Annotated in this window: 19 protein-coding genes and 2 pseudogenes; 10 read left to right on the plus strand and 11 right to left on the minus strand. The window is 65.1% G+C overall.

The window, feature by feature from the left end:
- Window positions 1–268: 268 nt before the first annotated feature.
- Together AC5Y21_RS14325 and AC5Y21_RS14330 are read left to right on the plus strand one after the other, a co-directional pair.
- A complete protein-coding gene (locus AC5Y21_RS14325; RefSeq protein ID WP_499913105.1) occupies window positions 269–481 on the plus strand; it encodes a hypothetical protein in 213 nt (70 codons plus the stop codon).
- A gap of 202 nt (window positions 482–683) precedes the next feature.
- Window positions 684–1,907: a sodium-dependent bicarbonate transport family permease gene (locus tag AC5Y21_RS14330; RefSeq protein ID WP_499913106.1), complete on the plus strand. Its 1,224-nt coding sequence runs from the start codon at window positions 684–686 to the stop codon at window positions 1,905–1,907.
- A 12-nt stretch (window positions 1,908–1,919) separates the two neighbouring features.
- On the opposite strand, the gene hemW is transcribed toward AC5Y21_RS14330, so the two are convergent.
- Complete coding sequence (gene hemW, locus AC5Y21_RS14335) at window positions 1,920–3,092, minus strand: radical SAM family heme chaperone HemW (protein WP_499913107.1); 1,173 nt, start codon at window positions 3,090–3,092, stop codon at window positions 1,920–1,922.
- A gap of 147 nt (window positions 3,093–3,239) precedes the next feature.
- On the opposite strand from hemW, the gene AC5Y21_RS14340 reads away from it, so the two are divergent.
- The 4 genes from AC5Y21_RS14340 to AC5Y21_RS14355 all read left to right on the plus strand — a co-directional run bounded on the left by AC5Y21_RS14340 (window position 3,240) and on the right by AC5Y21_RS14355 (window position 6,595).
- Window positions 3,240–3,341, plus strand: coding sequence for an Ms4527A family Cys-rich leader peptide (locus tag AC5Y21_RS14340; protein ID WP_499913108.1), 102 nt, complete (start codon window positions 3,240–3,242; stop codon window positions 3,339–3,341).
- Window positions 3,342–3,456: 115 nt separating this feature from the next.
- Window positions 3,457–5,136: a nitrite/sulfite reductase gene (locus AC5Y21_RS14345; RefSeq protein ID WP_499913109.1), complete on the plus strand. Its 1,680-nt coding sequence runs from the start codon at window positions 3,457–3,459 to the stop codon at window positions 5,134–5,136.
- On the plus strand, window positions 5,133–5,876 hold the full coding sequence (locus tag AC5Y21_RS14350; protein WP_499913110.1) for a phosphoadenylyl-sulfate reductase: 744 nt from the start codon (window positions 5,133–5,135) through the stop codon (window positions 5,874–5,876). Before AC5Y21_RS14345 ends, AC5Y21_RS14350 begins: the two co-directional genes overlap by 4 nt.
- On the plus strand, window positions 5,855–6,595 hold the full coding sequence (locus tag AC5Y21_RS14355; RefSeq protein ID WP_499913111.1) for a sirohydrochlorin chelatase: 741 nt from the start codon (window positions 5,855–5,857) through the stop codon (window positions 6,593–6,595). Before AC5Y21_RS14350 ends, AC5Y21_RS14355 begins: the two co-directional genes overlap by 22 nt.
- A gap of 362 nt (window positions 6,596–6,957) precedes the next feature.
- Here the strand turns inward: AC5Y21_RS14355 and AC5Y21_RS14360 are convergent, their stop codons facing one another.
- The 5 genes from AC5Y21_RS14360 to AC5Y21_RS14380 all read right to left on the minus strand — a co-directional run bounded on the left by AC5Y21_RS14360 (window position 6,958) and on the right by AC5Y21_RS14380 (window position 11,360).
- On the minus strand, window positions 6,958–8,052 hold the full coding sequence (locus AC5Y21_RS14360) for a sulfate/molybdate ABC transporter ATP-binding protein (RefSeq protein WP_499913112.1): 1,095 nt from the start codon (window positions 8,050–8,052) through the stop codon (window positions 6,958–6,960).
- 15 nt (window positions 8,053–8,067) lie between these two features.
- On the minus strand, window positions 8,068–8,886 hold the full coding sequence (cysW, locus tag AC5Y21_RS14365) for a sulfate ABC transporter permease subunit CysW (RefSeq protein ID WP_499913113.1): 819 nt from the start codon (window positions 8,884–8,886) through the stop codon (window positions 8,068–8,070).
- A complete protein-coding gene (gene cysT, locus AC5Y21_RS14370; protein ID WP_499913114.1) occupies window positions 8,883–9,767 on the minus strand; it encodes a sulfate ABC transporter permease subunit CysT in 885 nt (294 codons plus the stop codon). The genes cysW and cysT overlap by 4 nt, the downstream gene beginning before the upstream one ends.
- The gene (locus AC5Y21_RS14375) at window positions 9,764–10,813 is read right to left on the minus strand and encodes a sulfate ABC transporter substrate-binding protein (protein ID WP_499913115.1); all 1,050 of its coding nucleotides are present in this window, start codon (window positions 10,811–10,813) and stop codon (window positions 9,764–9,766) included. Before AC5Y21_RS14375 ends, cysT begins: the two co-directional genes overlap by 4 nt.
- A 343-nt stretch (window positions 10,814–11,156) precedes the next feature.
- Window positions 11,157–11,360 carry a hypothetical protein gene (locus tag AC5Y21_RS14380; RefSeq protein ID WP_499913116.1) on the minus strand — a complete coding sequence of 68 codons (204 nt, stop codon included), beginning with the start codon at window positions 11,358–11,360 and terminating at the stop codon, window positions 11,157–11,159.
- Between the two features lie 106 nt (window positions 11,361–11,466).
- On the opposite strand from AC5Y21_RS14380, the gene AC5Y21_RS14385 reads away from it, so the two are divergent.
- Both AC5Y21_RS14385 and AC5Y21_RS14390 read left to right on the plus strand, forming a co-directional pair.
- On the plus strand, window positions 11,467–12,711 hold the full coding sequence (locus tag AC5Y21_RS14385; RefSeq protein ID WP_499913117.1) for an FAD-dependent oxidoreductase: 1,245 nt from the start codon (window positions 11,467–11,469) through the stop codon (window positions 12,709–12,711).
- A 174-nt stretch (window positions 12,712–12,885) separates the two neighbouring features.
- Window positions 12,886–14,796, plus strand: a pseudogene (locus AC5Y21_RS14390) (glycoside hydrolase family 15 protein); the annotation flags it as partial.
- A 19-nt stretch (window positions 14,797–14,815) separates the two neighbouring features.
- On the opposite strand, the gene AC5Y21_RS14395 reads toward AC5Y21_RS14390, so the two are convergent.
- The 3 genes and pseudogenes from AC5Y21_RS14395 to lepA all read right to left on the minus strand — a co-directional run bounded on the left by AC5Y21_RS14395 (window position 14,816) and on the right by lepA (window position 18,377).
- Entirely contained in the window at window positions 14,816–15,598 is a 783-nt protein-coding gene (locus tag AC5Y21_RS14395) for a sensor domain-containing protein (protein WP_499913118.1), read from the minus strand.
- Between the two features lie 28 nt (window positions 15,599–15,626).
- On the minus strand, window positions 15,627–16,394 hold the full coding sequence (locus AC5Y21_RS14400) for a sensor domain-containing protein (RefSeq protein ID WP_499913119.1): 768 nt from the start codon (window positions 16,392–16,394) through the stop codon (window positions 15,627–15,629).
- Window positions 16,395–16,416: 22 nt separating this feature from the next.
- Window positions 16,417–18,377, minus strand: a pseudogene (gene lepA, locus AC5Y21_RS14405) (translation elongation factor 4).
- Here lepA and AC5Y21_RS14410 point away from each other — a divergent pair.
- Window positions 18,356–18,958, plus strand: coding sequence for a type II toxin-antitoxin system PemK/MazF family toxin (locus AC5Y21_RS14410; RefSeq protein WP_499913120.1), 603 nt, complete (start codon window positions 18,356–18,358; stop codon window positions 18,956–18,958). The pseudogene lepA and the gene AC5Y21_RS14410 sit on opposite strands and share 22 nt — an antisense overlap.
- 102 nt (window positions 18,959–19,060) lie before the next feature.
- Here the strand turns inward: AC5Y21_RS14410 and AC5Y21_RS14415 are convergent, their stop codons facing one another.
- Window positions 19,061–19,489 (minus strand): CBS domain-containing protein, encoded by a 429-nt coding sequence (locus tag AC5Y21_RS14415; protein ID WP_499913121.1) that lies wholly within the window; start codon window positions 19,487–19,489, stop codon window positions 19,061–19,063.
- A 158-nt stretch (window positions 19,490–19,647) separates the two neighbouring features.
- Between AC5Y21_RS14415 and AC5Y21_RS14420 the strand changes: the two genes are divergently transcribed.
- Window positions 19,648–20,490 (plus strand): ribonuclease Z, encoded by an 843-nt coding sequence (locus AC5Y21_RS14420; RefSeq protein WP_499913122.1) that lies wholly within the window; start codon window positions 19,648–19,650, stop codon window positions 20,488–20,490.
- Here the strand turns inward: AC5Y21_RS14420 and AC5Y21_RS14425 are convergent.
- A complete protein-coding gene (locus AC5Y21_RS14425) occupies window positions 20,458–21,018 on the minus strand; it encodes a hypothetical protein (protein ID WP_499913150.1) in 561 nt (186 codons plus the stop codon). The two genes, AC5Y21_RS14420 and AC5Y21_RS14425, sit on opposite strands and share 33 nt — an antisense overlap.
- Window positions 21,019–21,041 lie beyond the last annotated feature (23 nt).

Raw genomic sequence — 21,041 nt, forward strand, 5'->3', positions numbered from 1 at the left:
GCGACTACCGGAGGACAAACGTTTCCTGACCGTTTACCTAACCGCTAGGCGACGCCCGACCGCAGTCTCCGGAGTTCTTCTAACATCACGCGTGACGCACATTCGTCGGACGAGTGTGCGGCGCGCCCGTCCGGCTGGCTCGGGGAAGGAGTGGCTCGGGGGACAGGATTAACGCACTCTTAACGGTCGCCGGTCCGGCCCGATTCCAGGCCCGCCAGCTACCACCGGATTGAAGACCTAGCAACGTACTCGATCGAGAGGACAAACCATGTTCGTAATCCGGCTCTCGAGCGGCGAAGAAATCGCGGCGGCCGACGGGGACGAGCTCAACATCAACCAAGAGACTGGCGTGCTTACGGTTTCGAGGGTCGACGGCTTCGAGGAAACGACGGTGCACTACTCGCCGTCGGCATGGCAGTCGGTGACACATCGCAGGCGTGGAGCCGGGGTCCGGCCGTCGCTGGTTTCGACGGCCAAGTAAGCGGCCTAGCGTCGGCAAACTGTTCGGTCGTCGCGCTAACAGCGCCGGGGGTTGCGCCTGGCCGCCCGAGCAAGTCCTGGGCGGTTTCTCGAGTGGCGGGTTGGAGTAAGCAGGGCTAAGTTTCGGAGATCCGTCTGGATATTCATGGTCGCCCCGCCTGTTCGGTGCTTCCTTGGCGGCCGCACCGAGGAGGGAAGGCTATATGCTGCAAGAGTTTTGGCACAACCTTACCCACAATTTGTTCAAGCCACTCTTGCTCTTCTTCTACTTCGGCTTTCTGATCCCCATCCTCAAGGTTCGGTTCGAATTCCCCTATGTGATCTATCAGGGGCTGACCATGTACCTGCTTTTGGCCATCGGCTGGCACGGAGGTGAAGAGCTCGCCAGGGTCAAGCCTGCGGACATCGACAACATCGCCGGCTTCGTGATCCTCGGCTTCGTCTTGAACTTCCTGATCGGGGGTTTGGCCTACGTGCTACTGAGCCGCTTAAGTAGCATGCGGCGCATCGATAAGGCGACGGTCGCAGGGTATTACGGGTCAGACTCGGCGGGGACCTTTGCCACCTGTGTCGCCGTGCTGACCAGCGTCGGCATCGCATTCAACGCCTACATGCCAGTCATGTTGGCGGTCATGGAGATTCCCGGTTGCCTCGTGGCCTTGTACCTGGTTGCGCGGCTACGCCATCGAGGTCTGGACGAGACGGGGTTCATGCCGGACGAGCCCGGTTATATGCGGCCGGTCAAGGCAGGGGTCGGACCGGGGGCAGCCACCCGACCTGCCGAGGGCGAGAGCCTCGACAGCCAGAACGAGAGTGCGCTGGAGCTGGACCTTTCGCTGGAAGAGGTGGAGCTTTCGGAGTGGCAGCAAGTCGAGACCGGCAAGAAACCACGTGTCTTCTCCCGTGAGCTGTTTGAGGAAGTCTTCCTCAACCCCGGGCTTGTCCTCCTCCTCGGCGGCATCATCATCGGCCTGGTCAGTGGCCTGCAGGGCGAGAAGGTCATTCACGACGACGACAACTTCTTCGTGTTGGCATTCCAGGGCGTGCTTTGTCTCTTCCTGCTCGAGATGGGCATGACGGCTGCGCGGAAGTTGAAGGACTTGCGTTCGGCGGGCTGGGGTTTCATCGCCTTCGGTCTGCTGGCGCCCAATCTCTTTGCGACGATTGGCATTATCGTCGCCCATAGCTACGCCTACGTCACCAACACGGGATTCAAGCCCGGAACCTACGTGTTGTTCGCCGTGCTGTGCGGCGCGGCGTCCTACATCGCCGTGCCCGCGGTCCAGCGCCTAGCCATCCCGGAGGCCAGCCCCACCCTGCCGCTGGCCGCATCGCTGGGTTTGACGTTTTCCTACAACGTTACGATCGGAATCCCGCTGTATATCGAAATCTCTCGCCTGGTCGGGCATTGGTTCCCGATCAGCTGAAACCAGGCGCGGTTACCCCAGCAGGGTGCGCACCACGGCGTCGGCCAGTAGCCGACCACGGGGCGTGAGGACGAGTCGGTCGTCCTCGGTCACCAGCAACCCGTCAGCGCACAGAGCCGCCGCGCGTTCGCGTTCGTCCGCCCCCAGCGGCGCCACTGGCAGCCCGCGGCGCAGCCGGGTTTTCAACATCACCTCCTCGGTGTGCAGCGCTTCCGCCCCGAGCTGCTCGAAGCCGGCGACGGGCAGCATCGCGTCGGCCAGTAGCTCCGCATAGCCGTTGGGGTGCTTGACGTTCCACCACCGCGTCGCGCCGATGAAACCATGCGCGCCCGGCCCCGCCCCCCACCACTGCCCGCCGTCCCAGTAGCCGAGGTTGTGGCGGCACTGTCCGCCCGGCCGGGACCAGTTGGAGACTTCGTACCAGCTGAATCCGGCGGCGGACAGCCGGTCCTCGACCAATTCGTAGCGATGCGCAAGGACGTCGTCGTCGGGAGCGGCCAGCTCGCCGCTGCGGACCCGGCGGGCCAGGGCGGTGCCCTGCTCGACGAGCAGGGAATACGCCGACACGTGGTCGGCCCCTGCCTCGACAGCCGCGTCGACAGAGCGGATCAGGTCGTCGTCGGACTCCCCTGGGGTGCCATAGATCAAGTCGAGGTTGACATGTTCGAAGCCCGCGGCCATCGCCTCGCGGGCCGCCGCGACCGCCCGGCCGGGCGAGTGCACCCGGTCGAGGGTGGCCAGCACGCGCGGGGCCACCGACTGCATGCCGAGCGACACCCGCGTGTAGCCGGCCGCACGGATGGCCGCGAAGAACTCCGGCCCGGTCGACTCGGGGTTGGCCTCCGTGGTGACCTCGGCGCTCGGGGCCAAGTCGAAGTGATCCCGCACCATGTCGAGCAGCCTGCTCAGACGCTCACCACCCAGCAGCGATGGCGTCCCCCCGCCGACGAACACGGTGTCCACGGCCGGCACGTCCAGCCGCGCGGCGGCCAGCCCGAGCTCGGTTCGGAGTGCCTCCAGCCAGGCGTCCGGGTTGACCCCGCCCAGCTCAGCCGGGGTGTAGGTGTTGAAGTCGCAGTAGCCGCAACGGGTGATGCAGAACGGCACGTGCACGTACACGCCAAACGGAGCCCCAGGGGTCGGCTGCGCGCCGGGCAGATCAACCGGTGCCGCGCGAAGGGTCATGCCAAATCATCCTATGACGGGAAGTCGCCATAGTTCCCAGCAGATTCCCGGCTTTGTTTACCTAACCACCCAGAGTTAGCCGGTAATTTTAATCACTATGAGCAGAAATTTGACCTGGTTGCAACGTTGGCCGTCATCCATGGCAGAATGGCATCCGTGACCGCCGCAAATCCCAACTTGCGTATCGCCTTGGTGGCGCGGCGGCATATCGATCTCAAGCGCGTTTGTAGCTGTTGCTGTCTCCCTTGATGTCGTAGATCAGCCCACCTGTACGACCAGCTGGCCGCCGGATCTGCGCCGCCGACATCAGAACCGGTGAGGTGCGCCGTCACGCCTGCGAATGTTCGCGAAGGAGAACACCCGTATGACCACAGCTCGTCCCGCTGGGGCACGAAGTAAAACCCGTGATGAGGGCCAGTGGGCGCTGGGAAGTCGCGATCCACTCAACGCCAACGAGGAGATGAAGCAGGCTGGCGCGCCGCTCGAGGTGCGGGACCGCATCCTGAACACCTACGCCAAAAACGGATTCGACAGCATCGAGAAATCCGATCTGCGCGGCCGCTTTCGCTGGTGGGGCCTGTACACCCAGCGCCAGGAGGGCTACGACGGCTCGTTTACCGGCGACGAGAACGCCGACCTGCTCGAAGCCAAGTACTTCATGATGCGGGTGCGCTGCGACGGCGGCGCGCTGTCCACCGCGGCGCTGCGCACGGTGGGCCAGATCTCGACCGAGTTCGGACGCGACACCGCCGACATCTCCGATCGGCAGAACCTGCAGATGCACTGGATCGAGGTGGAAAACGTCCCTGAAATCTGGCGGCGGCTGGCCGAGGTCGGCCTGCAGACCGCCGAGGCGTGCGGCGACTGCCCGCGCGTGGTCCTGGGCTCGCCGCTGGCCGGTGAGTCGCTCGACGAGGTGCTCGACCCAACCTGGGCCCTCGAGGAGATCGTCCGCCGCTACATCGGACAGCCCGATTTCGCCGACCTGCCGCGCAAGTACAAGACCGCAATCTCCGGTCTGCAGGACGTGGCGCACGAGATCAACGACATCGCGTTCATCGGCGTCAACCATCCCGAACATGGGCCCGGCCTGGACCTGTGGGTCGGCGGCGGGCTGTCGACCAACCCGATGCTGGCCCAACGGGTCGGCGCTTGGGTGCCGCTGGACGAGGTGCCTGAGGTGTGGGCGGCGGTGACCTCGGTGTTCCGCGACTACGGCTACCGGCGGCTGCGGTCCAAGGCGCGACTGAAGTTCCTGGTCAAGGACTGGGGTATAGAAAAATTCCGTGAAGTTCTGGAAACCGAGTACCTCAAGCGTCCGCTGATCGACGGCCCGGCCCCCAAACCGCTCAAGCATCCGATCGATCACGTCGGGGTGCAGCGGCTGAAGAACGGGCTCAACGCCATCGGGGTGGCCCCGATCGCCGGACGAGTCTCCGGCACTATTCTCTCGGCGGTGGCCGACCTGGCCGAGCGAGCCGGGTCGGACCGGATCCGGTTCACGCCCTATCAGAAGCTTGTCATCCTGGACATACCCGACGACAAGCTGGACGAGACAGTCGCCGGCCTGGAAAGTCTTGGGCTGCAGTCGCGGCCGTCGCAGTGGCGCCGGAATCTCATGGCATGCACAGGGATCGAGTTCTGCAAGTTGTCGTTCGCCGAAACTCGGGGCCGGGCACAGGTTTTGGCGCCTGAGCTGGAGCGCCGGCTGGAGGACATCAACGCGACGCTCGACGTGCCGATCACCATCAACATCAATGGCTGCCCGAACTCGTGTGCCCGAATTCAAGTGGCCGACATCGGGCTCAAAGGCCAGATGGTCGACGACGGTGATGGCGCCTCGGTCGAGGGCTTCCAGGTGCATCTGGGCGGCAGCCTCGGCCTGGATAGCGGTTTCGGCAGAAAGCTGCGCCAACACAAGGTCACCAGCGACGAGTTGGGCGACTACATCGATCGCGTGGTACGCAACTTTCTCAAGCATCGCGATGAAGGTGAGCGCTTCGCGCAGTGGGCAATTCGCGCTGACGAGGACGACCTGCGATGAGCGGCGAGACGACTGGGCCCACCGAGACGCAGCTGCGCGAGCTGGCGAAGCGCGGCGCTGCGGAACTCGAGGGTGCCAACGCCACCGAACTGCTGCGCTGGACCGAGGAGAACTTCGGCGGTGTCAACGGCCCCCGCGGGTGGGCCACGTGCAACTACGTGGTGGCGTCGAACATGCAGGATGCCGTGCTGGTGGATATGGCCGCCAGGGTGCGGCCCGGCGTACCGGTGTTGTTCCTGGACACCGGTTATCACTTCGTGGAAACCATTGGCACCCGCGATGCGATCGAATCCGTCTACGACATTCGGGTGCTGAATATCGCCCCCGAGCACACCGTCGCCCAGCAGGACGAGCTGTTGGGCAAGAACTTGTTCGCCCGCGACCCGGGCGAGTGCTGCCGCCTGCGTAAGGTGGTCCCCTTGACGAGGGCGCTGCGCGGCTACTCGGCTTGGGTGACCGGCCTGCGCCGCGTCGAGGCGCCGACCCGCGCCAACGCACCGCTGATCAGCTTCGACGAGGCGTTCAAGTTGGTGAAGGTGAACCCGCTGGCCGCCTGGACCGATGAGGACATGCAGGACTACATCGACGAGAACGATGTGCTGGTCAATCCGCTTGTCTACGAAGGTTATCCGTCGATCGGCTGCGCTCCGTGCACGGCCAAGCCCGCCGAAGGCGCCGACCCGCGCAGCGGACGCTGGCAGGGTCTGGCCAAGACCGAATGTGGGTTGCACGCCTCGTGACCGCCCTGGTGTTAACCGCGCACGGAAGTGCGGATCCACGGTCGGCGGCCAACGCACACGCTGTGGCCGGCCGGCTGACACGGATGCGTCCCGGCCTCGACGTGCGGCTCGCGTTCTTGGAGCACAGTTCGCCCAGTCTGGCCGAGGTGCTTACTTCGGTTAGTGGTCCAACAGTGGTCACTCCACTGCTGTTGGCGAGTGCTTACCACGCCCGCATTGACATACCCCGCCAGATCGCGGGCTGCAGTCCGCGGTTCGAGGTCCGGCAGGCCGATGTGCTGGGTGAAGACCAGCGGTTGGTATCGGTGCTGCGTGAGCGAGTGGCGGAGTTGGGGGTTTCGCCGTTCGACGAGACGTTGGGTGTGATCGTGGTGGCGATCGGAACATCCGATCCCGCGGTAAATGCCCGCACTGCGCGGGTGGCTCCGAAACTGTTGGCAGGCACCGGTTGGGCCGGCGTGACGACCGCGTTCGCCGCGCGCCCGGAGCGTTCGCTGGCGGAGGGGTTGGGCAGGTTGCGCCGCCAGGGCGCTCGCCGGGTGGTCATAGCGCCGTGGTTCCTGGCGCCTGGACTATTGCCCGACCGGGTGCAGCGCTTCGCTGACAACACCGGCATCGCCATGGCCGCACCGCTGGGCGCACATCGGCTGGTGGCCGAGACGGTGCTGAACCGCTTCGATCAGGCCCTCGAAGCTCAAGGGGAGCGCGTCGCGGCCTGAGCGGGTTGGCCGGATAGCACGCCAGTCACATCAGCGAGTCAGTCCCTAGGGGACTTGTCCAGTTGTTTTGCAAAGCGATATCACCCGCGGTATCCCATTGCGGACCTTGTCTCGGGCTTCCGAGTGAATTCTGGGCTTTGCGAGTGAATCCTGGGCTTTGCGGGTGAATCCTGGGCGCAAATCCGCGGGCGGATTCCCGCCCCACATTCACACCGAACGCCGCCAGTTCACAATGAACAGGGAATATGCACCAGGACCCGCTTGTCTGATACATAAGTGACAGGTGTGACGACATGGCCCGGCGCACCGCGACGGAACCTATTTTCCACGCCTCTTCGACGACGCCGACGACGGATAGGTCGTCACGCGGTAGTCAAACTCGTCTCGTCCTCGTCTGCGCCGTCGTCACGGGCCACGCTGCTCTCGCCGACTATCGGCGGCACCCGGGTGGCCCGCACGTAGACGGTGTCGCCTTCCCGCAGTGCGAGTGCCTCGGCGTCTCCCCGGGTTATCTGAGCAATAAAGGGGCTTCCCGTTGGCACACTGGTCAACTCGACGCGCACCTCGAAACCCAGCATCGCCACGCGATCGACGGTGGCACGCACCACCCCGATGGAATCCGCGGTGCCGTCACCTCCCGCGATCGCCATGTCGGGCCGCCGGCCCACCCGAATGTCGTGCGGGCGCACCAGAGAACCGTTAAGCGCTGACACGGCACCCAAAAACGACATCACAAACGCGTTCGCCGGCGCGTCGTAGACCTCGGTCGGACTGCCGACCTGCTCGATGTGGCCCTTGTTCAAAACGGCAATCCGGTCCGCGACATCCAGCGCCTCAGCCTGATCGTGGGTGACCAGCACGGTGGTGACGTGCACGTCGTCATGCAGCCGGCGCAGCCAACTGCGCAGGTCCTCACGGACTTTGGCGTCCAGCGCCCCGAACGGCTCATCGAGCAACAGGACTTCCGGGTCGACCGCCAGCGCCCGGGCCAGCGCCATCCGCTGGCGCTGACCACCGGAAAGCTGATTGGGATAGCGGGCATGAAAGCCGCTCAGCCCCACCACTTCCAGCAGGTGGTCGACCTTCTGCTTGATCTCGGCCTTGGGCCGCTTGCGGATCTTCAACCCGTACGCCACGTTGTCGCGCACCGTCAAATGCTTGAACGCCGCATAGTGCTGGAACACAAACCCGATCCCACGCCGTTGCGGTGGCACCCGGGTCACATCGCGACCGTTGATCGTGATGCTGCCGCTGTCAGGCCGATCCAGTCCCGCGATCGCGCGCAACAACGTCGACTTGCCCGAACCACTTGGACCCAGCAACGCCGTCAGCGAACCCGCGGGCACCACAAAATCCACATGGTCCAGGGCGATGAAATCGCCGTAGTGCTTGTAGGCGTCACGCACGATGATGGCGTGCCCAGCCCCGGCGTCGTGGCGGGTGCCGATTTCGGTCATCTGCGAATCTCCTTGTCAGGCCTGTCTGGTCGCTCGCGCCCGGCGTGCGTCGAGAACCACTTGGACGATCAGGACGATCACCGAAACACCCATCAGCAGCGTAGACAGCGCGTACGCACCGTACTCCGCTCCCCGGTTGTAACGGTCCGACACCAGCAGCGTCAGCGTCTGCGAAGTCCCGGGAAGGTTCGACGAGACCATGATGACCGCGCCGTATTCGCCGAGGGTTCGCGCAACGGTCAGCACGATGCCGTAGGTCAGGCCCCAGCGGATCGACGGCAGGGTGATTCGCCAAAACGTCTGCCACCAGCCGGAACCCAGCGTCGCCGCGGCCTCCTCCTGGTCTGTTCCCAATTCGTGCAGGACCGGTTCGACCTCGCGCACCACGAACGGCAGAGTGACGAAGATGCTGGCCAGAACGATGCCGGGCAGGCCGAAGATGATCTTGAACCCCAGGTCTTTCTCCACGAAGCCCAGCGCACCAGCGGATCCCCACAGCACGATCAACGCGACACCCACGATGACGGGCGAGACCGCGAACGGCAGATCGATGATCGCCTGCAGTACACCCTTGCCCCGAAACCTGTTGCGCGCGAGCACCAATGCCGTCGGAATACCGAAGATCACGTTCAGCGGCACCACTATCGCCACCACAAGTAGCGACAGGTTAAGCGCAGATACGGCGGCCGGCGTGCTGACCCAGTCGTAGAACTGGTAAAACCCCGGCTTGAAGGTACGCCATAGGATCACCGCGACCGGAACGAGCAGCAGCACAAAGATATAGGCCAACGCGATCGATCGGATGAGGTAGCGGACCCGCGGCGAGACGTTCACCCGGCCACCTCCTCGCGCCGGGCGGTACGCGCGCCGATGACGCGCAGGACAAACAGCACCAGGAACGAAATCGAAAGCAGAACAATCGATATCGCAGCGGCACCGGTGCGGTCGTCGTTTTCGATCAGGGTGCGGATCCACTGCGACGACACCTCGGTCTTGCCCGGCACCGCGCCACCGATCAGCACCACCGAGCCGAACTCGCCGATCGCGCGCGAGAACGCCAGCCCCGCACCCGATAACAACGCCGGCGTCAGCGCCGGCAGCACGACGGAGGTAAAGATCTTGGGATTGTTGGCGCCCAGCGAGGCCGCCGCCTCCTCGGTCTCCCGATCGATCTCCAGCAGCACCGGCTGAACGGCGCGGACCACGAACGGCAACGTGACGAACGCCAGCGCCAAGCCCACGCCCCACGCGGTGTGTTGCAGGTGCAGACCCACCGGGCTGTTGCTCCCGTACAGGGCCAGCATCACCAGGCTGGCGACGATGGTGGGCAGCGCGAACGGCAGGTCGATGATCACGTCGACCAGCCGTTTGCCGAAGAAGTCGTCGCGCACCAGCACCCACGCAATCAACAAGCCGAAGAACGTGTTGAGCAGCGTTACCGCCGCCGAAATGGTCAGCGTCACCTCGAACGACTCGACCGCGGCATGCGAAGTGACCGCCAGCCAGAAGGCCTGCCAGCCGCCGCCCGCGGCCTGCCAAACGATGGCGGCCATCGGCAGCAGCACAATCACCGAAAGCCACACCGTCGCCACACCGACCCGAAGTGACGTGGTGCGGGGTGGACCGGAGTGGGGGGCCTCCGAGGGCCCGGCAGGAGTGCCGGCGCCGAGCTCGGGCCGGACCGCCTCGGGGTCCGGGATTACCGCGGCCGTCATCCGGTGGCCTGCATATAGATCTTCGTGATGCTGCCGCTGGATTTGTCGAACAGCTGAGGATCGACCGTGTCCCAGCCGCCCAGGTCGGCGATGGTCCACAGTTTCACCGGCACCGGAAACTGGTCCCGGAATTCGACGGCGACCGCCGGGTCGACCGGCCGGAACCCGGCCTGAGCCCACACCTTCTGCGCTGCGGCCGTGTACTGGAAGTTCTTGAACGCGATCGCGGCCTTCAGGTGCGGGCTGGTGGTCACGACCGCCAGCGGATTTTCGATCTTGAAGGTCTGCGACGGGTTGACGTGTTCGATCCGTTTACCTTGCCGCTCGGTGGCGATCGCCTCGTTCTCATAGCTGATCAACACGTCTCCGCTGCCCTGGACGAAAACGTCGGTGGCTTCGCGCCCCGATCCGGGCCGCAATTTGACGTGTTCGCGCACCAATTTGTTCACAAAGTCAATCCCCGCCTGGCTATTCCTGCCGCCTCCGCTTTTCACCGCGTACGGAGCAAGCAGATTCCATTTCGCCGAGCCCGAACTCAGCGGACTCGGCGTAATAACCTCTACACCGGGCCGAAGCAGATCATCCCAATCTTTGATGTTTTTCGGATTACCCGCGCGTACCACTAATGTCACCACCGAACCGAATGGGATGCCCCCGGTGACGTCGGTATTCCAGTCTTTGGCGACCTTGCCGGCCTTGATCAACCGGGTGACATCCGGTTCGACGGAAAAGTTCACCAGATCGGCGGGCTTACCGTCGACGACCCCTCGGGACTGGTCGCCTGATGCCCCGTACGAGGCAATCACCTGCACGCCTTTGCCCTCTTCGGAGGCGTTGAAGGCGGGTATCACCTTGCTCCACCCGGGTTCCGGGGCCGAATAGGCGACCAACGTGATGCTGGTGTCCGCGCCTGCCGGTCCGCCGCCGCCGACCACGTCGCTGGCACCGCCGCCGCACGCTGCGACGAGGCTGACGATCAGCGCGAGCACGACCGCGAAATGGCAGCGTCGGCGCGGTGCGCTCCCGATGTTGAACGTCAGCGGCATTGACGACCTTCCGGTGCGGGACTTGTGAACAGCTGTCCGTTGCTTTCCGTTGCTGCGAAAAGGCGCGTGGAACTTTGGAAGAGAATTCGCGAAGTCCATGCCGTACCGCGCACGGGTTATTCGGTCAGCGACAACAGTGCAGATCAGACATAGCGCGAACCCTCTCGGCCCCACTTCGGTAGCCGAGCGCGTAAGCATGGCAGCGCACAGCGCCGGGTGCTACGTGCATGGCGGGAAGCCTAACAGAATGCGCTGGTGGCTTAGTGCGTTAGCAACCACGCGATGATTACCAGCACGACCAGCGTGACGAGAACCAACGTCACGTGTGACCGAGGCATCCCGGTTACCCAAGCGCCTCGTCGGCGTGGCGGGCCCGGCGCATCAATTGGATGCCCTTGCCGAGTAGGCGGTCGAGCATTACCGCCACGACGTAGGCGAGCAGCAGCACCACGGGCATCACCAAGAGGGCCTGCAGCACGAAGGCGAGGCCGGAAAGCCACAGCTCGATGCCGTCCCACCAACTCAGGAACCCGTTCACCGGCCTCACCCTAATCCTGCTGGTCGCCCCGGCACCAGCAAGCTGCGCCGACGACGATGCAGAGCGTAGCGATGAGGAGGAGCGGCGCCATTGAGCAATGTGCCAAGATCGGCGAATGCCGTCCGCCGACCACACGACCTGCCTGATCGTCGGCGGCGGACCGGCGGGCATGATGCTTGGCCTGCTGCTGGCCCGCGCCGGAGTAAAAGTCACGGTGATGGAAAAGCACGCGGATTTTCTGCGCGATTTCCGCGGAGACACCGTGCACGCCAGTACCCTGCGCCTGCTCGACGAACTCGGTTTGGGAGCGCAATTCGCCCAGACTCCACGTCGCCTGATCGACACCGTCCGGATGCGGCTGCAGGGCGAACCCGTCGAGCTCGACCTGACCCGACTTCCGGGCGCGCATCAGCACATCGCCCTGGTGCCGCAGTGGGACTTCCTGGAGCTGCTGGCCGCTGCCGCCGACGCCGAGCCCAGTTTCCGGTTGATGCGCAGCACCGAGGTGACCGGCGTGATTCGCGACGGCAACCGGATCGTCGGCGTCACCTACCGTGACAACGCGGGCAAGGGCCCCGAGCAGGCCACCGTCAACGAGATGCGCGCCGAGCTGACGGTGGCGTGCGACGGCCGCGCGTCGACCGTGCGTTCGGCGGTCGGACTGAGGCCGCGAGCATTCGGCGCTCCGATGGACGTGTGGTGGTTCCGGATACCTCGCCGCCCGGACGACCCGAGCGGACTGGCCGGCACGTTCAACGCCGGGCACGGGGTCGTCACGATCGACCGGGGCGATTACTACCAGATCGCCTACATCATTCCCAAGGGCACCGACTCCGAGCTGAGGTCGCAGGGCATCGGGGCCTTGCGCAGCGTGCTGGTGAGCATGGTGCCCTGGCTGGCCGACCGCGTCGATGCTTTGAAGTCGTTCGACGACGTGAAACTGCTTGACGTACAACTCAACCGGCTTCGTCGTTGGTACTGCGACGGGTTGCTCTGCATCGGCGACGCAGCCCATGCGATGTCCCCGGTCGGCGGAGTCGGCATCAACCTGGCGGTCGCCGACGCCGTCGCCGCCGCGCGAATACTGGCCGGCCCGCTGCGGGCGGAGCGGGTATCGACCCGGCAGTTGGCCCGGGTGCAGGTGCGCCGCTGGGTACCGACGGCGATCCTGCAGGGGGCGCAACGGCTGATCCACGCGAAGGTGGTCGCGGTCGCGGTGGACGACCATGACGCCGACCGGGAACCGCCACAAGCCGTGCGGACGGTGGCTAAATCGCTGGCGCTGCGGCGATTCATCGGCTACATGGTGGCGATCGGCCCGCTGTCCGAGCACGCGCCCAGGTACGCCAGGCGCAAATAATGGACGACGGGCACATCGACAGATGATGATGTCGGGATGGTCCTGCACGCCCAACCCGCCGACCAGCCTGCCGACCCTGCCCCGTCAGTCGACGAGGTCGATGCCGCTGAGGCGCTCGATGCGGCGCCAGGGCCGGCCGTCGACTTCAGCTTGCCCACGCCCTACACGTCGAGTTCGGCGCTGCGCAACCCGTTTCCGCCGATCGCCGACTACGCCTTCCTATCGGACTGGGAGACCACCTGCCTGATATCGCCGGCCGGTTCGGTGGAGTGGCTGTGCGTGCCCCGTCCGGATTCGCCGAGTGTGTTCGGCGCGATCCTGGACCGCAGCGCCGGTCATTTCCGGTTGGGCCCCTACGGGGTCTCGGTGCCGTCGGCGCGACGCTACCTCCCCGGCAGCCTGATCATGGAGACCACTTGGCAGACCCACACCGGGTGGCTGATCGTGCGCGACGCGCTGGTGATGGGCAAGTGGCACGACATCGACCGACGATCCCGGACACACCGCCGCACCCCGATGGACTGGGATGCCGAACACATCCTGCTGCGCACGGTGCGCTGCGTCAGCGGCACCGTCGAGTTGATGATGAGCTGCGAACCGGCGTTCGACTACCACCGCATCGGCGCCACCTGGGAATACTCGGCCAACGCCTACGGTGAGGCTGTCGCGCGCGCCGGCAAGCAACCCGACGCTCACCCGACGCTGCGGCTGACCACCAACCTGCGAATCGGCCTGGAAGGGCGGGAAGCACGCGCACGCACCCGGATGAAGGAGGGCGACGACATCTTCGTCGCGCTGAGCTGGACCAAGCATCCGGCACCGCAGACCTACGAAGAGGCCGCCGACAAGATGTGGCAGACCACCGAGTGCTGGCGGCAGTGGATCAACATCGGCAACTTCCCCGATCACCCGTGGCGGGCCTACCTGCAGCGCAGCGCGCTCACCCTGAAGGGGCTGACGTACTCTCCCACCGGCGCGCTGCTGGCCGCCAGCACTACCTCGCTTCCCGAAACGCCGCGCGGCGTACGCAACTGGGACTACCGCTATGCGTGGATCCGCGATTCGACCTTCGCGCTGTGGGGGCTCTATACGCTGGGTCTGGACCGTGAGGCCGACGACTTCTTCGCGTTCATCGCCGACGTGTCCGGCGCCAACAGCAACGAACGCCATCCGCTGCAGGTGATGTACGGCGTCGGTGGGGAACGCAGCCTGATCGAAGAGGAACTCAATCACCTGTCCGGCTACGACCACGCCCGCCCGGTGCGGATCGGCAACGGCGCCTATAACCAGGACCAGCACGACATCTGGGGCTCGGTGCTGGATTCCTTCTACCTGCACGCCAAGTCCCGCGAACAAGTCCCGGAGACGCTGTGGCCGGTGCTGAAGAAGCAGGTCGAAGAGGCGATCAAGCATTGGCGTGAGCCCGACCGCGGAATCTGGGAGGTGCGCGGGGAGCCGCGGCACTTCACCTCGTCGAAGGTGATGTGCTGGGTTGCGCTGGACCGCGGAGCGAAGCTGGCCGAGCGCCAGGGCGAAGTCAGCTACGCCCAGCAGTGGCGGAAGATCGCCGAGGAGATCAAGAACGACATCCTCGAACACGGGGTCGACTCGCGTGGGGTGTTCACGCAGCGCTACGGCGACGACGCGCTGGACGCCTCGCTGCTGCTGGTAGTGCTGACGCGATTCCTGCCGCCCGACGACCCCCGGGTGCGCAACACCGTGCTGGCCATCGCCGACGAACTCACCCAGGAAGGCTTGGTGCTGCGGTACCGGGTCGAGGAGACCGACGACGGGCTGACGGGCGAGGAAGGCACGTTCACCATCTGCTCGTTCTGGCTGGTGTCGGCGCTGGTCGAGATCGGTGAGGTCGCCCGCGCCAAGCGGCTGTGCGAGCGGCTGCTGGCCTATGCCAGCCCGCTGCATCTCTACGCCGAGGAGATCGAGCCGCGAACCGGACGTCAGCTGGGCAACTTCCCGCAGGCGTTCACCCACCTGGCGTTGATCAACGCGGTCGTCCACGTGATCCGGGCGGAAGAGGAAGCCGACAGCTCGGGAACGTTCCAGCCGGCCAACGCGCCTGTATAGCCGCATCCCGAGCTCAGGCTCAGGTCAACGCGCTGATTTTGTCCATCATGATGTGCGCGATGTCGATAGAGCTGGTGTGGACATCGGCCGACCCTGGGTCCGACGGGCTCACTGAACTGTAAAAGGCGACCTCGACCTCGACAAGGCAATTCACCCTGACCCCGATCGCCCGCGCTTCCGGACGGGCCTTGTCGTAGCCGGACGTGCTCGACTTGACCGAAACCGTTGCTGCAAGAACAGAATTGGCAATGCGTACGTCGCCGATCGTGTCGATCAAGCTGAGCCCCTCGCCCGGCAGATCCATGGTCACACCGTCGCACTGTTGCCACTGCGCAGTGAACTTCGCGAACAAAGCGTTCGCGTCCGCGGCCGTGGGCAACGTGACAATCCCTTCCGTCACGCTGATCACCTTCGCGCTTCCGCCCTCGTGCCACCAGATTTCGCCCGCGACATCCTTGACATCCGCCGACTGGTAAGAGCCCTTTTCCTGCACCTGAATTACACCCAGGCAGTCTGTACGCGACGGCTTTCCGTACGCGCTACGCAAGTCGCCGCGGTTTCCGATCCATGGCCGCAGGTAAGGATCGGTTTTGAACTGCTGGTCCAGCAGTTTCGACAGCGCGGCGTCATCGAGGAGCACCTGCATCATCTGCCCGCTGAGCGGTCGCGGCTTCAAGTTCGGTGCCGGTCGCACCGTGCCCCGCACCACGTGCGTGCAACCCGAGGCCAGCATGACGATCAGCAGGCCGGCGACGACGGATCGGACTCTGTTCAATTCGCGCTGGCAACGATTCGCGGTCATGGCTACTTTTCGTCCTTCGGCTCCGGCGTCAGCTCACCGCACTGATTTTGTCCATGATGGCGTGCGTGACGTCGGTTGCGGCGCTCCTGGCGTCGCCCGCTTGTTGCCGCGGCGCGCCTCGCCCACCCAGGAAGCCGACCTTCACCTCGATGACGCAGTTAACTCGGACGCCGAGGGCATGGGCCCCGGTCATGGTCAAGCGCACCGCTGGCGAGTCGGCAAGGAACGACGTGTCCGACACCGTCGCAGTCGCGACGGAATTCGCGAGGCTGACCTCGCTGATGTCGTCGGTGTACGCGGTGGTGCCGTTTTGCGAGGTCACCGTGGTGCCGTCACAACGCTTCCACTGTTCGGTGAACTTCGTGAAGAGCGCCTGGGCGTCGGCGGCGTTGGGCAACGTCACAACGGCCTCGATGACGTTGATCAACTGACCGGAGCCGCCGCTGAGCACCCACATCTGGCGGGCGATCTCTTTCACGTCCGCTGACTGATAGACGCTTTTTTCTGTCACCGCGACCACGCCGAGGCAGTCGACGGGCGAGTACGTTCCGCCGGCCTCCCCCAATTCCTCGGGGCCGCCGAACCGCGACCGTGAGTCAGGACGAGCCGTAACGGTCTGTCCCAGAATTTTCGACAGACCGGCGACGTCGATGAGAACCCCCCTGACGGCATCCCCGGTGAGCGGGCGCGGCTTCGTCCCCGGCGCCGGCCGTGCAGTGCCGCCGACGACATCCGTCGCGCAGCCCGCCGTCAGAGCGACGGAAAGCACGGCGGCCAGAAGACACCGAAGCTTCATGGGGGTCATAGTTGTTTGGTCGCTACTTTTTACCCTTGTCCGCCGCAGCGTCGGTGGACAACGCGGCGACGAATGCCTCCTGCGGCACCTCGACCCGCCCGATGGTCTTCATCCGCTTCTTACCTTCCTTCTGTTTCTCCAGAAGTTTGCGTTTGCGGGTGATGTCTCCGCCATAGCATTTGGACAGCACGTCCTTGCGGATTGCGCGAATATTTTCGCGCGCAATGATTTTCGATCCGATGGCGGCCTGCACCGGCACTTCGAACTGCTGGCGCGGGATCAGTTCCTTGAGCTTGGTGGCCATCTTGTTGCCGTAGGCGAAGGCCGAATCCTTGTGCACGATAGCGCTGAACGCGTCGACGGCCTCGCCCTGCAGCAGGATGTCGACCTTGACCAATTGGGCCTCCTGCTCCCCGGCGTCTTCGTAGTCGAGGCTGGCGTAGCCACGGGTACGCGATTTCAGCGAGTCGAAGAAGTCGAAGATGATCTCGCCGAGCGGCATCGTGTAGCGCAGTTCCACCCGCTCGGGCGACAAATAGTCCATGCCGCCCAACTCGCCGCGGCGCGACTGGCACAGTTCCATGATGGTGCCGATGAATTCGCTGGGCGCGATGATGGTGGTCTTCACGACGGGTTCGTAGACCGTGCGGATCTTGCCCTCGGGCCAGTCCGACGGGTTGGTCACGACAATCTCGGTGTCGTCTTCTTTCACCACGCGGTAAACCACGTTCGGTGACGTCGAGATCAGGTCCAGGTCGAACTCGCGCTCCAGGCGCTCGCGGGTGATCTCCATGTGCAGCAGGCCCAGGAAGCCGCAGCGGAACCCAAAGCCGAGTGCCACCGAGGTCTCCGGCTCGTAGGTCAGGGCCGCGTCGTTGAGTTGAAGCTTGTCCAGGGCGTCGCGCAGGTTCGGGTAGTCCGAGCCGTCGACGGGATACAGGCCCGAATAGACCATCGGCTTGGGTTCGCGGTAGCCGGTCAGCGCTTCCTTGGCAGCCCCGCGGGCCCTGGAGAGGCTCGTCACGGTATCGCCGACCTTGGACTGACGGACGTCTTTGACGCCGGTGATCAGGTAGCCCACTTCCCCGACCCCCAGGCCGTCGCTGGGCTTGGGTTCGGGTGACACGATGCCGACCTCGAGCAGTTCGTGGGTGGCGCCGGTGGACATCATCGCGATGCGCTCGCGGGGGCTGATCTTGCCGTCCACCACGCGGACGTAGGTCACCACGCCGCGGTAGATGTCGTAGACGGAGTCGAAGATCATCGCGCGGGTGGGTGCGTCGGCGTCACCTTGCGGCGGTGGCACCTCGCGCACCACGTGGTCGAGCAGGTCGGCGACGCCCTCCCCGGTTTTGCCGGACACGCGCAGCACGTCGGCAGGCTCGCAGCCGATGATGTGGGCGATCTCACCCGCGTAGCGGTCGGGGTCGGCGGCGGGCAGGTCGATCTTGTTGAGCACCGGGATGATGTGCAGGTCACGGTCCAGCGCCAGGTAGAGGTTGGCCAGCGTTTGCGCCTCGATGCCTTGCGCGGCGTCGACCAGCAGCACCGCTCCCTCGCAGGCCTCCAGCGCCCGCGACACCTCATAGGTGAAGTCCACGTGGCCCGGTGTGTCGATCAGGTGCAAGACGTAGTTCTCGTCGTCGAGCTGCCAGGGCAGCCGCACGTTCTGCGCCTTGATGGTGATGCCGCGTTCCCGCTCGATGTCCATCCGGTCCAGGTACTGGGCACGCATCGAACGCTCGTCGACGACGCCGGTGAGCTGCAGCATCCGGTCGGCCAGCGTGGACTTCCCGTGATCGATATGAGCGATGATGCAGAAGTTCCTGATCTGCGCCGGCGCGGTAAAGGTCTTGTCGGCGAAACTGCTGATGGGAATCTCCTGGGCTGACGATGCGTACGGCACGTCCAGCCTATCTGGGACGGAGCCGCATCCAACGGCTCACGTCTATGCTGCGAATATGTCGTCCGCTCGCAAGTCACAGTGGAAGACGTTGCAGCAGTTCGCCGAGAACCTGGTGTCCAACAGGGCCCCGAAGCTTGCCCGTCAGTTGCAGACTTCGCAGGCTGTCCTGCGCGAACTTCAGCAAGTCGTCAAGGTCACCGTCAACGTCATCTCTGCCGTCGCACCGCAATCGCAGACCGAAATCACGGCCGGACGGCCGGTGAGCAAAACCAGCTTTCCCACCGCGCAGCGGGCCCGCAAACTGGTGTATGCCCCCAACCTCGACGGCCGGGCCGATCCGGGCGAGATCGTCTGGACATGGGTGGTCTACGAGGAAGATCCCACCCGCGGCAAAGACCGACCAGTGCTGGTCGTGGGCCGTGACCGCAGCGTCCTGCTGGGGCTGATGGTGTCCAGTCAGGACCGCCACGCCGCCGACCCGCATTGGGTCGGGATCGGTTCTGGCAATTGGGATTACGAGGGCAGGGAGAGCTGGGTCCGGCTGGACCGGGTGCTCGACGTGCCCGAGGAGAGCATTCGCCGGGAAGGCGCGATTTTGGAGCGTGAGGTCTTCGATGTGGTCGCTACGCGGCTGCGCGCCGACTACTCATGGCGGTAAGAGCGGCTAACCGCCGGTTTTGTCACATCCACAAACCCATCTGGAAGCACTGGTCACTCCTGTCATCAAAAGAAGAGGCGTGAGCGCGCGAATCCGAGCCCGCTAGCCCTGGGTGATGTAGGACTGCAACTGCTGTTGCTCGGCCTCGAGTTCTTCCATCCGGGTCTTCACCACGTCACCGATGCTGACGATGCCGATCAGCTTCTTGCCGTCGAGCACCGGCACATGGCGCACCCGGTTCTTGGTCATCAGCACGCTGATGCTGTCCACCGTGTCGGATTTGGTGCAGGTGGCGACGGCGCTGGTCATGATCTTGGATACCGGACGCGACAGCACGCTGGGTCCATGCGTGTGCAGCTGCCGCACGATGTCGCGTTCCGAGACGATGCCGACGACACCTTCCGTGCCTACTACCACCATGGCGCCGATGTTCTGCTCAGCCAGGCCGGCAAGCAGTTCGCGGACCGTCGCGTCGGGGTTGATCGTCGTCACCGCCGCACCCTTGTTCCGCAAGACATCCGCGATCCGCATTAAGGCCTCCCGCCGGTGGTGATCTGCTTCACACCAGGCTACGGCTAACTCTCGCGGCAAGAAAGCCAACCCGAGAACACGCAGCAAATCGTGACCGAACCTTCAGGCGCACGCGATTTGGTCGTCGCGCCCTTGTCCGTCTTGCGAGGATGGGCCTCATGATCGAGGTCACCTTGCTCGGAACCGGCAGTCCCATCCCCGACCCGAACCGAGCTGGGCCGTCGACCCTGGTACGGGCCGGCGGGCAGGTTTTCCTGGTGGATTGCGGGCGTGGCGTGTTGCAGCGTGCGGCGGCGGTCGGCGTGGGCGCAGCCGGCTTGTCGGCCCTGCTGCTCACTCATCTGCACTCCGACCACATCGCCGAGCTCGGCGACGTGCTGATCACGAGTTGGGTCACCAACTTCGCGACTGATCCTGCGCCGCTGCGGATCATCGGGCCGCCCGGAACAGCGGAGACGGTGGACGCGATGCTGAAGGCGTTCGGCCACGACATCGGCTATCGGATCGCCCATCACGCCGACCTGAACGCGCCGCCGCCGATCGAGGTCCACGAACACACCCAGGGCACGGTGTGGGATCGCGACGGCGTGACGATCCGGGTAGCTCCGACCGACCATCGACCGGTGACGCCCACCATCGGGTTTCGGGTTGAAGCCGATGGCGCGTCGGTGGTGCTGGCCGGCGACACGGTGCCCTGCAACAGCCTGGACGAGCTGGCCGCCGGTGCAGACGCGTTGGTGCACACCGTGATTCGCAAAGACATTCTCAGCCATGTGCCCCAGCAGCGCGTCAAGGATGTCTGTGACTACCACTCGTCGGTGCAGGAAGCGGCCGCGACGGCAGCCCGCGCGGGCGTGGGCACGCTGGTCATGACGCACTATGTTCCGGCTATCGCCGCGGGGCAAGAAGAGCAGTGGCGAGCGCTGGCCGCATCCGAGTTCAGCGGACAGATCGAGCTCGGCGACGACCTACACCGTGTCGAGGTCCGGGCGCGGCAATAAAGTGCCCGCCGCCACCAGCCAGACCAGTGCCGAGACCCGGGCAACCGGCAGGATCACGCCGAGCTGCGGCCAGACCAACACCGCCGTCGCCGATTCGGCAAGCACCGCAATCGCCAGGCCGATCCACGCAACCGGTTTCGGCATCAATCCCGTCGCGGCCATCCCCGCGATCAGCACACCGAGCGCGACGATATGCCCGGGGCCGCCAAGCAGAAACACCAAGGTGTAGAGCGCCCGGACCAGCGGGGCGTCGGCGCTGACGTCTGGCCGCGACAGCGTCCAGCCCACCAGCCCGGCAAGTGCCAGCGACCCGGCCGCCAGGGTGCCGCCGGTCAGCGCGATCGTCGGCCGGGGCCCGGTCACGCCGAGCCGCCGCAGCCGCGCGCTCGCCACGGCCGCATAGACCGCCAGCGGCACCGACGATGCGAACATCGCCACAGCGATGACTTGCACCGCGGCCGGATGGTTGCGCACATACTCGAGGATCGGGGTCATCCGCCCGTACGGCAGCGGCATCACACCGCCCAGCGCGACCCCGACGGCAAGCCCGC

The organism is Mycobacterium sp. NGS41 (assembly GCF_059812725.1).